The 13,928-nt window shown below is 63.2% G+C and carries 13 protein-coding genes; 6 read left to right on the top strand and 7 right to left on the bottom strand.

Features of this window, described 5'->3' with window-relative positions; genetic code table 11:
• Positions 1-47 precede the first annotated feature (47 nt).
• Together AC1DWF_RS03065 and AC1DWF_RS03070 are read right to left on the bottom strand one after the other, a co-directional pair.
• Entirely contained in the window at positions 48-971 is a 924-nt protein-coding gene (locus AC1DWF_RS03065) for a dihydrodipicolinate synthase family protein (protein ID WP_476784381.1), read from the bottom strand.
• A gap of 11 nt (positions 972-982) precedes the next feature.
• Positions 983-2,698 (bottom strand): IlvD/Edd family dehydratase, encoded by a 1,716-nt coding sequence (locus AC1DWF_RS03070; protein WP_476841443.1) that lies wholly within the window; start codon positions 2,696-2,698, stop codon positions 983-985.
• Positions 2,699-3,251: 553 nt separating this feature from the next.
• Here AC1DWF_RS03070 and AC1DWF_RS03075 point away from each other — a divergent pair.
• The 5 genes from AC1DWF_RS03075 to AC1DWF_RS03095 all read left to right on the top strand — a co-directional run bounded on the left by AC1DWF_RS03075 (position 3,252) and on the right by AC1DWF_RS03095 (position 7,753).
• Positions 3,252-4,256: a TRAP transporter substrate-binding protein gene (locus AC1DWF_RS03075; RefSeq protein ID WP_476784379.1), complete on the top strand. Its 1,005-nt coding sequence runs from the start codon at positions 3,252-3,254 to the stop codon at positions 4,254-4,256.
• A 72-nt stretch (positions 4,257-4,328) separates the two neighbouring features.
• A complete protein-coding gene (locus AC1DWF_RS03080; protein ID WP_476787858.1) occupies positions 4,329-4,874 on the top strand; it encodes a TRAP transporter small permease in 546 nt (181 codons plus the stop codon).
• Complete coding sequence (locus tag AC1DWF_RS03085) at positions 4,871-6,151, top strand: TRAP transporter large permease (protein WP_476787859.1); 1,281 nt, start codon at positions 4,871-4,873, stop codon at positions 6,149-6,151. Before AC1DWF_RS03080 ends, AC1DWF_RS03085 begins: the two co-directional genes overlap by 4 nt.
• A 43-nt stretch (positions 6,152-6,194) precedes the next feature.
• A complete protein-coding gene (locus tag AC1DWF_RS03090) occupies positions 6,195-7,106 on the top strand; it encodes a 2-dehydro-3-deoxygalactonokinase (protein ID WP_476841444.1) in 912 nt (303 codons plus the stop codon).
• 14 nt (positions 7,107-7,120) lie between these two features.
• A complete protein-coding gene (locus AC1DWF_RS03095) occupies positions 7,121-7,753 on the top strand; it encodes a 2-dehydro-3-deoxy-6-phosphogalactonate aldolase (RefSeq protein WP_476782848.1) in 633 nt (210 codons plus the stop codon).
• Between the two features lie 9 nt (positions 7,754-7,762).
• Here the strand turns inward: AC1DWF_RS03095 and AC1DWF_RS03100 are convergent, their stop codons facing one another.
• The 5 genes from AC1DWF_RS03100 to AC1DWF_RS03120 all read right to left on the bottom strand — a co-directional run bounded on the left by AC1DWF_RS03100 (position 7,763) and on the right by AC1DWF_RS03120 (position 12,965).
• A complete protein-coding gene (locus tag AC1DWF_RS03100) occupies positions 7,763-8,542 on the bottom strand; it encodes an SDR family oxidoreductase (RefSeq protein WP_476782849.1) in 780 nt (259 codons plus the stop codon).
• A complete protein-coding gene (locus tag AC1DWF_RS03105; protein WP_476782850.1) occupies positions 8,539-9,423 on the bottom strand; it encodes an aldose 1-epimerase in 885 nt (294 codons plus the stop codon). The genes AC1DWF_RS03100 and AC1DWF_RS03105 overlap by 4 nt, the downstream gene beginning before the upstream one ends.
• Before the next feature lie 8 nt (positions 9,424-9,431).
• Positions 9,432-10,382, bottom strand: coding sequence for an L-arabinose ABC transporter permease AraH (gene araH, locus AC1DWF_RS03110; RefSeq protein ID WP_476787861.1), 951 nt, complete (start codon positions 10,380-10,382; stop codon positions 9,432-9,434).
• 11 nt (positions 10,383-10,393) lie between these two features.
• Positions 10,394-11,905 (bottom strand): L-arabinose ABC transporter ATP-binding protein AraG, encoded by a 1,512-nt coding sequence (araG, locus tag AC1DWF_RS03115; protein ID WP_476804351.1) that lies wholly within the window; start codon positions 11,903-11,905, stop codon positions 10,394-10,396.
• Positions 11,906-11,972: 67 nt separating this feature from the next.
• Entirely contained in the window at positions 11,973-12,965 is a 993-nt protein-coding gene (locus AC1DWF_RS03120; RefSeq protein WP_476782853.1) for an arabinose ABC transporter substrate-binding protein, read from the bottom strand.
• 198 nt (positions 12,966-13,163) lie between these two features.
• Between AC1DWF_RS03120 and AC1DWF_RS03125 the strand changes: the two genes are divergently transcribed.
• Complete coding sequence (locus AC1DWF_RS03125; protein ID WP_476787863.1) at positions 13,164-13,907, top strand: FadR/GntR family transcriptional regulator; 744 nt, start codon at positions 13,164-13,166, stop codon at positions 13,905-13,907.
• The last annotated feature ends 21 nt before the right edge of the window (positions 13,908-13,928 follow it).

The following is a 13,928-nucleotide window of genomic DNA, read 5'->3' on the forward strand; positions in this document are numbered from 1 at the left end:
TTCAACTAGCGGCAGCACACAGGGGATGCCGACACGTGGCACCCTTGTCAGGATGCGGTAGTCGTTTTGCGCGCCAGCGGCCCCAGATCGGCTGCAAAACGCTCGATCATGGCAAGCCCCGTCCCGTTGGGACGCAGCGCCGGCCCACGATCATGCACGGCCAATCCGCAACGCAGCGCAAACAGGCGCTTGCCGTAGCACAGCAGATTCTCCAGTCCCTGCATGGTGGAAACGACAGCCGGAAGCATCTGGCGATAGGTTGCCAGCGCACCGCCCTCGTCGCCGGCCTGGAAACTGTCATAGGCGGCGACGGCATAGTCGATGCAATCCGGCGCCAGGATCAGGCCACGGCAGCCGATGCGCAGATTGTCGAGCATTTCGAGCCCGGCGCGCCCGTTGAAGATCGGCAGCTTTCCCCCGGTCGCCTCGACCAGCCCGGCGATGTCGACGACCGGCCCCTCGCCTTTCACCAGCTGGATGTTGGGATGCTGGCGCACGAGATCGCTGATCTCGGTGGAGCTCAGCCCGCGGCCCATGAAGGCGGGAGCGTTCTGGATGGCGACGGGCAGATCGGTCGCCTCGGCCACGCGTCCGAAGAAGCGGATGTATTCGGCCGCACCATACTGGCCGACCATCGGCGGCTGCAGGATCAGCCAGTCGGCGCCAACGCTTTCAGCGTGGCGGACCTGGGCGATCTGCTCGGCCACCGACGCGCCGAAGATGGTGAGCGCCAGCGGCACGCTGCCGCCGGTGTCCTCGGCGATCCAGTCCATCACCGTACGGCGCTCGGCATCGGTCAGCTTGGACACTTCGGTGGCAAGGCCAAGTGCCGCCATGCCATGGACGCCAACCTCGAGGCAGACCTCGACCTGGCGGCGCATGGCGGCCCGGTCTAGCCGCTCCTGGTCATCGAACAGCGCGTAGAGGATGGCGTGGATGCCGTGCATGTCGGCGACAGAAAAACGGGACATCGGTCTCTCCCTCAATGACTTTCGCGCGGCACGTCGTGGCCACGGCAGCCAACCAGGAAATCAAGGTCGGCGCCGCGATCGGCCTGCATGACACGCTCGACATAGAGGCTCTGGTAGCCGCCCTGCATATCCGGCACCGGCGGGGTCCAGCGTTCGCGGCRGCGGGCGAGTTCTTCGTCGCTGACCTCGATGTGCAGGCGGCGGTTCTCAACGTCGAGTTCGATCATGTCGCCATCCTCAACCAGCGCCAGCGGGCCGCCGACAGCGGCCTCGGGTGCGGCGTGCAGGACGACCGTGCCGAAGGCGGTGCCCGACATGCGGGCGTCGGAGATGCGAACCATGTCGCGCACGCCCTTTTCCAGCAGCTTCTGCGGCAGCGCCATGTTGCCGACCTCGGCCATGCCGGGATAGCCCTTGGGGCCGCAGTTCTTCAGCACMATCACGCAGGTCTCGTCAATGTCGAGCGCTGGGTCGTCGACGCGCGCCTTGTAGTGCTCGATGTTTTCAAACACCACGGCGCGGCCGCGATGGCGCATCAGCTCCGGCGACGCGGCGGAAGGTTTCAAGATCGCGCCGTTGGGCGCGAGGTTGCCCCGCAGAACGGCAATGCCGCCCTGCTGGGTAAGTGCCTTGTCGCGAGGCAGGATCACTTCGTCGTTGAAGTTCTCGGCGCCGGCAATGTTGTCGCCGACCGTCTTGCCGGTGACGGTCAATGCGTCGAGATCGAGCAGGTCGGCGATCTCCTTCATGACGGCGGGAAGGCCGCCAGCGTAGCAGAACTCCTCCATCAGGAATTTGCCGGAAGGCATCAGATTGAGGATGGTCGGGATGTCGCGGCCATAACGGTCCCAATCCTCGAGCGTCAGTTCGGCGCCGATCCGCCCGGCGATGGCGAGCAGGTGGACGACCGCGTTGGTCGAGCCGCCGATCGCGCCATTGATGCGGATCGCGTTGGCGAAGGCCTTGCGGGTAAGTATCCGGGACAGGCGAAGGTCTTCCTTGACCATCTCGACGATGCGACGGCCGGACAGGCGGGCAAGCCGCGCGCGATGCGCGTCGACAGCCGGATAGGCGGCGTTGCCGGGCAAAGCCAGGCCAAGCGACTCGACCATCGACGCCATGGTCGAGGCCGTGCCCATGGTCATGCAGTGGCCGGGCGAACGCGACATGGCGCTTTCGGCGGCGGCGAATTCCTCGGCACTCATCAGGCCGGCGCGCACGTCCTCGGAGAATTTCCAGACGTCGGTGCCCGAACCGATCGGCTTGCCCCGGAAGCGGCCATTCAGCATCGGCCCACCCGAAACGACGATCGCCGGAACGTCGCAAGATGCCGCCCCCATGACAAGGGATGGCGTGGTCTTGTCGCAACCGGCCATTAGCACCACGCCGTCCATCGGGTTACCGCGGATTGCTTCTTCGACATCCATGGAAGCAAGGTTGCGGAAAAGCATCGCTGTCGGACGCAGGTTCGATTCACCGCAGGAGAAAACGGGGAATTCCAGCGGCAGGCCGCCGGCCTCCAGGATGCCCGCCTTCACGTGCTCGACCAGTCCGCGAAAATGCGCGTTGCATGGCGTGAACTCGGAGAAGGTATTGCAGATGCCGATCACCGGGCGGCCGTCGAAAGCATCGTCCGGCAGGCCGTTGTTCTTCATCCAGCTGCGGTGAATGAAGGCATCCTTGCCGAAGCCCCCGAACCAGGCCTGCGAGCGCAATTTCCGTGTCACGTCTTGTCTATCCCGTTGTTGGTCAGTGTCTTGCGACACGAATGGGTTGAGCGCGCCTGAGGTCGGTCATTCGAATGGCCCAGGCCATGTCACATGATCGCGCTGACTTGCACCGAACGCCACCGCCTTGGCGGCAAATGCGCTGCTCGAACCGGCGCCGTTCCCTGCTTCTTGTGAGCTGGCGTGCCTGTCGCTTTCGTTTCCCCAAGTCCCTCGGCAATCAGTCTTGTTTTCTCTTATAATCGGAGTTATTGGGGCGTCAAGAGCATCCAAATTTTGCCTGGGAGGGCGCGTGGCCGAGTTTGTTTCGTGGAGTGCCGACGAAGGTCCGGACGCCGGTTCAGCGAACCGCAACATCAGCCCATCGCACGGGCATTCCATGCGGCTGAGCAAGCGTTTGTTGGCTCGCAAGCCCATGCGCGGCACACGATCGCGCGCCTCAAAGCCCACTCGCGCAAACCCATCGAATTGACCCAATCGGGAATGGCGCAAACCCAACGCCATCACCCCGCTCACCGCCTGAATACAAAACCTGAAGAGAGAGGAGTTTTCCATGCGTCTCAAAACGCTCGCACTCACATTGGCGGCAGCTGTCGGCCTGACTAGTCTCGTCGCCCCCGCAACGGCCGCCCGTCTCGGGCACGGCATGCCGACGGAGCATCCGCAAGCGGTGGCGATGAAGAAGTTCGCCGAAGACGTTGCAAAGGCGACAGAAAACCGCGTCGAGATCCAGGTCTTTGACGGCGGCATCCTCGGCGGTGACGACAAGATGTTGCAGGCAACCCAGAGCGGCACGCTCGAACTCTATGTCGGCGGCGTAGCCCCGCTCTCGGGCAAGATCAAGGAAGTCCAGATATTCGACTTCCCGTTCGTGTTTGCCAACCGCGAGGAAGCCGGCGCCGTGCTGAACGGGCCGGTTGGCCGCAAGATGCTCGACCGCATGTCCGAGATCGGCCTGACCGGTCTTGCATGGAGCGAATTCGGCTTCCGCAACCTGACCAACAGCGTCAAGCCGATCAAGTCGGTGGACGACATTTCCGGCCTCAAGCTGCGCGTGATGCAGAACCCGGTGGCGCTCGACACCTGGAAGGCGCTCGGCGCCAACGCCGTGACGATGTCGTTCTCGGAAGTCTTCTCGGCGCTCGAGACCAAGGCGCTGGACGGCCAGGAGAACCCCCTCGCCCACATCTACGCCAACCGTATCTACGAAGTGCAGAAATACATCACGCTGACCAACCACGTCTATTCGCCGGTAGCGATCGTGGCTTCGAAGACCTGGTTCGAGGCCCTGCCGGAAGCTGATCGCAACGCCGTCATGACGGCGGCCTCCGACGCTTCGGCCTATCAGGCCAAGCTGATCGCCGAAAACGACGGCAAGATCACCGACCAGCTCAAGGAAACCGGCATCGAGATCGACACGATGCCGGACGCCGAACTCGCCAAGATGCGCGAGATCGTCAAGCCGGTGGTGGAGAAATACACCGCCTCGGTCGGCGCCGACTTCGTCCAGGAGTTCACGGCCGCGGTCGAAGCGGCGCGCAAAGGCGCGGCCAACTAATCACCCTGACCGATGCCGCGGACGGAAACGTCCGCGGCATCTTCGTGTCGACAATCCCGGGAGGTCCGAGCCATGCCGCGTCTCGTAGACAGATTTTTTCAGCTGCTTGAAGCCGTCATGGTGGTTTGCCTGGCCGGCATGTTCGTAATGGTGCTCGGCAACGTCATCTTGCGCGCCGGTTTCAACACCGGCATCGACGTCTCCGAGGAGCTGCCGCGCTTCCTGTTCATCTGGCTGACCTTCATCGGCGCCGTGGTGGCGATGCGCGAGAACCGGCACCTTGGCGTCGACACCGTCGTGCTCGCGCTGCCCGTCAGATGGCGGCGGCTGTGCTGGATGATTTCCCAGATCCTGATCTTCGTGTGCAGCGTCTACATCTTCGTCGGCACTTTCATGCAGCACGAGATCAACGCCACCACCGTTTCCACCGTCATGCAGCTGCCGATGAGCTGGGTCTACGGCGTCACCTCCTTCACCGGTGCGCTGATGGCGGCTCTCTGCCTCCACAATCTGGTTCGTTTCGCACGCGGCAAGGTCCGCGACGACGAACTCATCCAGGTCGAGGAAGAGGGCATGCACGAAGTCGATTCAACCGTTGAGGCGGTGCGCAAGCCATGACCATTCTTATCTTCGTCGTCTCCCTGCTTGCAGCGATGGCGATCGGCATGCCGGTCGCAATGGCCCTCATCGTCTCCGGCCTCGCTCTGATGTTCCACATGGGCATGACCGATCCGCAGATCGTCGTGCAGAACATGTGGGACGGCGCCAACAGCTTCCCCCTTCTCGCCGTGCCGTTCTTCATGCTGGCCGGCGAGTTCATGAACGCCGGCGGCATCACCCGGCGCATCATCCACATGGCGATGGCCTGGGTCGGCCATCTGCGCGGTGGCCTCGGCTTCGTGGCGATCGGCGCCGCCGTCGTCATGGCATCGCTGTCGGGTTCGGCGGTGGCCGACACCGCGGCACTGGCCGCCGTGCTTTTGCCGATGATGCGGCAGGCCGGCTACAACCCCTACCGCTCGGGCGGCCTGATCGCCGCCGGCGGCATCATCGCGCCCATCATCCCGCCTTCGATCGGCATGATCCTGTATGGCGTCGCAGCCCAGGTCTCGATCACCAAGCTTTTCATCGCAGGCATCGTGCCCGGCATCCTGATGGGGCTGTCGCTGATGCTGACGTGGATGTTCGTGGCGCGAAAGGACAAGATCGAGGTCGCGCCCAGGCAGCCCATCCGCGAACGGCTTCGCCTGACGGTCGAGAGCTTCTGGGGCCTGATGTTACCTGTGATCATTATCGGCGGCCTGAAGTTCGGCTTCTTCACGCCGACCGAAGCCGCCGTCATTGCGGCAGCCTACTCGCTGGTCATCGGGCTTTTCGTCAACCGGGAGCTGAAGTTCAGCCAGCTCTACGGCCTCATGCTCAATGCCGCCAAGACCACTGCGGTCGTGATGTTCCTCGTCGCCGCGGCTTCGGTGTCCGCATGGCTGATCGCGGCGGCCAACATGCCGGCGCAGATGGTCGAGCTCTTGCAGCCTATCATGGACAACAAGACGCTGCTCATCCTGGTGCTGATGGTCCTGGTGCTGATCGTAGGCTCGGCGCTCGACTTCGCCCCGACCATCCTGATCCTGACGCCGGTGCTGGTGCCGGTGCTCAAGCAGGCGGGCATCGATCCGGTCTATTTCGGGGTGCTGTTCATCATGAACAACGCCATCGGCCTGATCACGCCGCCGGTCGGCACCGTTCTCAACGTCGTCTGCGGCGTCGGACAGATGCGCATGGGCAATCTGATGAAAGGAATTTGGCCGTTTCTGCTGGCCGAAACCGCGGTGCTGTTCCTGCTCGTCCTGTTCCCCGAGATCGTGATGGAGCCGCTGCGCTGGATGACCCAGTGATGGCCGCCATGTATTTCCCAAGGACATGCCAGAGGGGCCGAACATGAGTGCGTCACAAGAAGCTTTCTGCGTGATCGTCGACTGGGGCACGACAAGCTTCCGCGCCTGGCTTGTGGCACGCGACGAAAGCGTGCTGGCCGAAAGCCGCGGGCGCGAAGGCATGACGCATTGCGTGACGTCGGGTTTCGAACCGGTGTTGCGCGCACACCTCGCCGCGATGGAGGCGCCGGTGGGCCTGCCCATTCTGATCTGCGGCATGGCGGGCGCGCGCCAGGGCTGGGTCGAGGCGCCCTACGTCGACGCGCCGACCCGGCTGGCCGATTTCGCGGCCTGCGCCGTCAGCGTGCCGAACGGTTTTGCCGATATCCGCATCCTTCCCGGCATCGCCCAGCGCGACCCGCTTGCGCCCGAAGTGATGCGCGGCGAGGAGACCCAGCTGCTGGGCCTTGGCAAGGGGATTGCGCGCCGGCTCGTGTGCATGCCCGGCACCCACAGCAAGTGGGTTGTGATCGAGGACGGATGGGTGAGACGGTTTTCCACCTTCATGACCGGCGAGCTCTTCAGCCTGCTCAACAAGCACTCCACGCTCGCCTTCGCGATCGACACCGACATCACATTTGGGGCCGACACGCCGGCATTTGTCCGAGCGCTGGACAAATGTGGCGCCGACCTCTCGCTGGGCGGGCTTTTCGGCGTGCGCGCGGCGCAGCTTCTGAATTTCGAGGCCAGGGCCGATGGCGCGGCCCATCTCTCCGGCCTGCTGATCGGGGCGGAGACATCGGCGGCCCGGCAGAACTTCCCTGATTACACGGACGTCACTCTGGTCGCCTCGGGTTCGATCGCCGATCTCTACAACGCAGCGCTCCAGCGCGTCGGCCTGAACGTCAGGCATGTCGACGCCGACGACGCCGTCCGCCGCGGCCTCTTCTCGGCCGCGCAATCAATCTGGGCATAGAAGGAAACAAAGATATGGCCTCAAACATCGCCTGGCCGAAGCTGAAGCGGTCCCTCGTCGCCATCCTGCGCGGCATCAAGCCGGAAGAAGCCGAAGCGGTGGTCGGCACGCTGATCGAGGAAGGTTTCGACCTGATCGAAATCCCGCTCAACTCGCCCGATCCGTACACCTCGATCCGCCGGGTGATCGACACCTTCGGCGACAAGGCGGTGATCGGTGCTGGAACCGTGCTTTCGGCCGAACAGGTGGACCGGCTGGCCGATGTCGGCGGCCGCCTGGTCGTCAGCCCCAACATCGAGCCCGAGGTGATCGAGCGTGCGTCGGAGCATAAAATGCTGACCATGCCCGGCGTGTTCACGCCGACCGAGGCGCTTCTGACGGTCAAATGCGGGGCATCGGCACTGAAATTCTTCCCCGGCGGGATACTCGGGACGACCGGCGTCGCCGCCATCAAGACCATCCTGCCTGCCGACACGATCGTTGGCGTGGTCGGCGGGGTTTCCGAAACATCCTTCGCCGACTACCGGAAGATCGGCGTCAGCACCTTCGGGCTGGCGACGAACATCTACGCGCGGGGCGACAGCGCCGAAACCGTCCGCGGCAAGGCACGCGGCATCGTATCGGCCTACGACGCGGCGTTTGCCTGAACGAAACGATCAGACGGCGTGCTGGAGCACGCTCAGGCCGCCGTCGACGACAAGGCAGGCGGCGTTCATGAACGGGCACTCGTCCGAGATCATGAACACCGCCGCCTTGGCAATCTCCTGCGTGCTGGCGATGCGCTTGCCGGGATGCAGCGCCATGGTGTCGGCGCGCGCCTTCACCGGGTCGGGGAAGCTGTTCCAGTAGTCGATCGCCTTTTGCGTTTCGACATAGCCCGGCGCCAGCCCGTTCACGCGCACGCCCGCCCCCGCATATTCCAGCGCCAGCGACTTGGTCATGCCGAGCAAAGCGTGCTTCGCCAGCGGATACGGAAAGGTGCGCGGGATGATCGTGAAGCTGTGCGTCGAAGCGATGTTGAGGATCGCGCCGCCGCCGGCCGAAATCATACCGGGTAACGCCGCCTTGCAGCAGTTCCAGGCGCCCTTGAGGTTGACGTCGAAACAGCGCTGCCATTCGGCCTCGGTGGTTTCCAGCGGCGTGTTGAAGACGTTGATGCCGGCATTGTTGATCAGCGCGTTGATCGGCCCGATCACGGTGCCGGCCTGCGCCACAGCCGCTTCTATCGCGGCGGCATCGGTGATGTCGGCTTCGCCATAGGCCAGCATGCCTTCGGGTGCGCCGAGACTGTTGACGCTGTCACGCAGCATCGGCCCGTCGCGATCGACCAGGAAGAGTTTTGCGCCTTCCCTCAGGCATTCCTCGGCAATCGCGAGACCTATGCCCTGGGCAGCCCCGGTCAGGAAGATGCGCTTTCCGGCAAGACGGTCTGTCATTGGAAGTCCTCAAGATTCGAAACGGTGATTGAAAAGCCGCCCGACAGGACCTCGCCCGGCGCGAGCACATGAAGCCCGGCAGGCCCGGCCATGGCCAGCGCGTTGGGCGCATGCGACATCGGCTCGAGACAGAAGAAGCCGGGGTCGCTGTCGGGTGCGTAGAGCATATATCGGGAAAAGATCGGGTCGGCGGCGATCTCGGCTGAGAGCCCGGTTTCCGGCCACACGATGCGGGCGCGGCCGTTCCAGCCTTCGAAGCAGTTGTTCAGCCAGTGTGGCGGCAAGGTTCGAGGTTTCGAAAAATCGGCGTTTTCGGGAATGGCTTGCCGGGCGACCGGCATATGGTTCGGGGCCTCGGTCCACCATGCGTTTGCAGGCGCCGTGATCAAGGTTCCTGCCGTTCGGGGAAAGTAGGGATGAAAGCCGATGCCGAACGGCATCGCTTCGGCGCCGCGACTTTCGACACCCAAATGGAGGCTCAGCGTTGCGTCGCTCAGCCGGATCGTCTGGACGGCCCTGTAGATATGCGGGGAGTTAGCCGGCTGTGTTTGCTCGAAAGACAGGCGCAACTCGGTATCGCTGGCGTCTTCGACAGTCCATTCGCCGAGCCAGCCGTCGCCGTGAATGTAGAAGGGCTCATCGGTATTCGGTTCGAAGGCGTAGTGTTTGCCGCCGAGATAGAACCCGTTGCCCTCGACGCGGTTGCCGATGGGCACCAGCGGGAAGCATGCCGACTTCAAGACATCGAACGCCTCACCCGGCTTAAGAGCTGCCCGCAGTAACGGCCGGCCATCGCTTGTGTAGCCGTCGACAACCGCGCCGCCCTGCGTACTGACGCGCAGGGCAAGCCGGTCGTTTTCGAGTGCGATCAGACCAGACATCGGTCGGCTTAGCGCCGTCCAAGCGCGTTTGACCTGAGATTGTCGAGCAGCACGGCGAGCAGCAGGATCACGCCACGGACGATGTATTGATAGAAGGCCGGGATGTTGAGCAGGTTCATGACGTTTTCGGCGATGCCCATGATCATCACGCCGACGATGACGCCAGCAATTGCAGCCCGTCCGCCAGCCAGCGACACGCCGCCGAGCACGCAGGCCGAGATGACCGACAGTTCGAGCCCGACAGCGGCGTTGGGCTGGCCGGAGGTGATGCGCGAGGCAAGCAGGATGCCGGCGATGGCGCAAACCATGCCCTGCAACGTGAAGATCCAGATGCGGGTGCGGTCGACATTGACGCCGGCGAGCCGCGACGCCTCCGGGTTGCCGCCAATGGCCAGCGTGTTCTTGCCAAACACTGTGCGGTTGAGCACGAAGCCGAAGACCACGAACAGGATCAGCAGCACCCAGATCGGGGTCGGGACGCCGAGCAGTTTGGACAATGCGAGCTGGTAGAAATTCGGGTCGTTGATGCCGACCGCGCGGCCGTCGGATGCGATCAGGGCAAGACCGCGCACGATCTGCATGGTCGCAAGCGTTGTGATGAGCGCATTGATGCGGAACTTGGCGATGACCACGCCGTTGATCAAGCCGACCATCCCGCCGCAGAGAACCGCAGCGAGGATGCCGATGATGATCGAGCCTGTCGCGTTCGATGCCATGACCGCAACCATGCCGGCAAAGGCGACGATGGAACCAACCGACAGGTCGAAGTCGCGCGCCGCCAGGCAAAACATCATGGTACAGGCAACGATGCCGACGGTGACGACCGACTGCAGCAGGCCAAGCATGTTGCGTTCGGTGAGGAAATTCGGAACGAAGATCGACACCAGTGCGAAGGCCAGCACAAAAAGCACGACCAGTCCCTGATCGCCGAGCAGTACCTTCTTCAAAGAATTTGTCATGCTCCGTCCCTCTAGGATGCGATTGCGTCTGGCGTTTTCTTGTCGGGAAGCGCTGCCGCCAGAATGGCGCGCTCGCTGAACTGGTCGCGGTCGAGATACGCTGAAATGCGCCCGCCGCACATGACGAGGATCCGGTCGCAGATGCCCATCACCTCGGGCAGTTCGCTGGAAACGACAATGATGGCCATGCCGTCCTCGGCCAGCTGGTAGAGGATTTCGTAGATCTCCGATTTCGCTCCCACATCGATGCCGCGCGTCGGCTCGTCGACGATCAGTACGCGAATGCCCTGCTCCGACAGCCAGCGGCCAAGAATGACCTTCTGCTGGTTGCCGCCGGACAGGTTGACGATGTCCTGCTTGCGCGACGGCGTGCGCACCTTGAGCTTCTTGAGGAAGGTTTCGGCGACCTCGATCTCCTTGCCCGGGTTGAGAATGCCGAAGCGGGTGTGATGGCGCCGCGAGGAGATGTTGATGTTTTCCTCGAGCGAACGGCCCTGGATGATGCCGTCATGCTTGCGGTCTTCGGAGCACAGCACGATGCCGGCACGGATCGCCTGACGCGGATCGTCGATCTCGACCTGCCGGCCATCGATCGTGACCGCGCCATCACGACGGGCATCCGCGCCATATACGAGGCGCATCAACTCCGAACGCCCGGCACCGATGAGACCGAAGAAACCGACGATCTCGCCGGCACGCGCTTCAAAGCTGGCGGGTACAGGCAGCTTCTCACCAGTGATGCCCTCGGCCTTCAGACGCACCTCGCCCAGTGGACGCGCACGCCAGCCCCAGACGTTGGAGATCTCGCGGCCGACCATCTCGGCGACGACCTGCTCGCGGGTGACATCCCTAAGGCTCGGGTGATGAGCAGCGAGCTTGCCGTCGCGCAGCACAGTCAGGCTGTCGCAAAGGCGGAACACTTCGTCGAGCCGGTGCGAAATGTAGAGGATGACCTTGCCGTCGGCGCGCAGGCGCTCGATCAGGGCAAACAGAATTTCGCTTTCACGCGACGACAGCGACGAGGTCGGCTCGTCAAGCGCGATCACCCTGGCGTCGAGCATGATCGCCTTGGCGATCTCGACCATCTGGCGCTCGCCGATCGACAGCGTCTTGACCTTACGGCGGGGATCGATGTCGATGCCGGCGGATTTCAGTTTCTCGCCGACTTCGGCGAACATCTGCCGCGCCTGGATGACGCCGGCATTGGCCGGGAAGCGGCCAAGCCGCAAATTCTCCGCAACCGTCAATTCGGGGACGAGCTGAAGCTCCTGGTGGATGACGATGACGCCGGCGTGAAAGGCATCGCGGGTCGATGTGTATTTCTGGATCTCGCCGTCGATGCTGATGTCGCCCAAATTGGCATGCTGGTCGCCCGACAGGATACGTATCAGCGTTGACTTGCCGGCGCCGTTTTCGCCCATCAGACCATGCACAGCGCCCTTTTCGACGCCGAACGACACGTCAGACAGGGCCTGAACGCCGGGATAGGCTTTCGAGATGCTGGAAAATTCGAGAAACGACATTGACGGTCCTCCGAAATGTCTGGCGGCGGATCATGATCCGCCGCCAGACACCGTTCAACGATACGGCTTATTGAATGCCGAGTTCTGCCCGGACCTTCTGGAAGTCGTCGCGCTTGGCAAGCGCTCCGGCGGTCAGGATCAGCTTCTCCGGCTCCTTGTTATTGGCGACCCACTCATACATATTGAGCGCGGTCTCGTAGCCATGGCGCTTCGGCGAGATGATCACCGAGCCGATGAAACCAGTGGCCGTCGGCTTCTTGAACTCGTTGATGGCCGAGTCCGCGCCGCCAATGCCGACGCCGATCACGCCGTCAGCCGGGATGCCGACGCTTTCCGACGCACGCACAGCACCCAGGACCGCCTCGTCGTTAAGGCCGAAGGCGACCCACTTCTTGATGCCGGCGTTCTTGTTGAGCACGACGGTCGCGGCGTTCAGCGCTGCTTCCGTGTCGGTCTTGGCCTGCGGCGCGTCGAAGATGTTTTCGGCCTTGAAGCCATTCGCCTTCAGCACCGAGATCGCGCCTTCGACGCGGTCCACGGCGGTCGGAAGCTGGTCGTAGGAAACGCGGATCGCACCCACTTCGTCGGCTTTCCAGCCGCGCGCCTTCATCTCGTCGACGATGGCCTGGCCGACCGCCTCGCCGATCTTGGTCGCGGAGATGCCCATATGCGGCACTTCTTCGATCGGCTTGCCGTCAGCGCTGACCAGCCGGTCGTCGACTGTCATCAGCTTGAGGTTGTTGGCCTCAGCCTTGGCAACGATGCCAGGTCCAAGCTTCACATCGGGGGTGCAGACGATGAAACCCTGAGCGCCCTGGGCGCCGAGATTGTCGATCGCCGACATCAGCTTCTCGCCGTCCTCGGCGCCGATCTTGACCAGGGTGAAGCCCTTTTCCTTGGCGGCCTGGTCGGCGAACTTCCATTCGTCCTGGAACCACGGTTCCTCGGGCTGCTTCACGATGAAGCCGATCTTGGTCTCCTGCGCATAGGCAGAAGCAATGGTGGTGACAGACAGAACCGCAAGGGCGCCCGCAACGAGCGCCTTATTCAACAATCGCATGGTTTCCTCCCAAAAACGCGCCGGGCAGGCAGCCCGGATGACAAAAGCTAGCTTCATTCATCATACCAGTCAATTGCCTTGGTATGATGAATGAGATAGCTTCCTTTCCGGAGGAGTGGCTCGGCATTTGTCGTGAGGCAGGATTGTCCGGCATGTGGAGCGCACATAAGAACGACAAGACGTCAGGGGGAGGAATGCATGGACAGCGCCAAGGCTGATACGATCGGCACCGCCGCAAAGGCGCGCCGTCCGCGCGTCATGCCCGACGTGGTGCGGGCCATCGCCTCCGACATCCTGTCCGGCCGTTATCCGACCGGCGCAAACCTGCCGAGCGAAAACGATCTTGGCGCTGAACACGGCGTCAGCCGCACCGTCATCCGCGAGGCGCTAAAGGTGCTGGCCGCCAAGGGCCTTGTGCTCAGCCGTTCGCGGATCGGCACCGTCGTATGCGACAGGGAAAGCTGGAACATCATCGACCCCCAGGTGCTGGAATGGCACGCGCCGAACACCCTGGATCCGAAGCTGTTCGATTCCATCCTCGAGACACGCCGCGCCATCGAGCCGCTGGTGGCTGAGCTTGCTGCCACGCGCGCTTCCCTACACGAGATAGCCGATCTGGAAATGGCCTGGAAAGGCATGGAGGCCGCCGGCAGCGACGTTGCAAGTTTTGCCCGTTCGGACGCCGCCTTCCACCAGGTCCTCTACGGCGCCTGCCACAATCCGATTTTCCGCCAGATCGGCGGCCTAATCGAGACCGCGCTGAAATTCGCGCTTGAGGCGACGGCCAACTCGGTCGACCGGCGCGATGAAGCCGTGAAAGTCCACTACGGCGTGGTCGAGGCGCTGCGGATGCGCGACGGCACAGCGGCACGCAACGCCGCCAACGAGATCCTGGACCTGGCCGCCCGCGACCTGGAAAAGGCAAAGACCCAGAGAATATGAGACTGAACGAGCGCGAKCATT

This window comes from Aminobacter sp. P4_D5 (assembly GCF_056401815.1).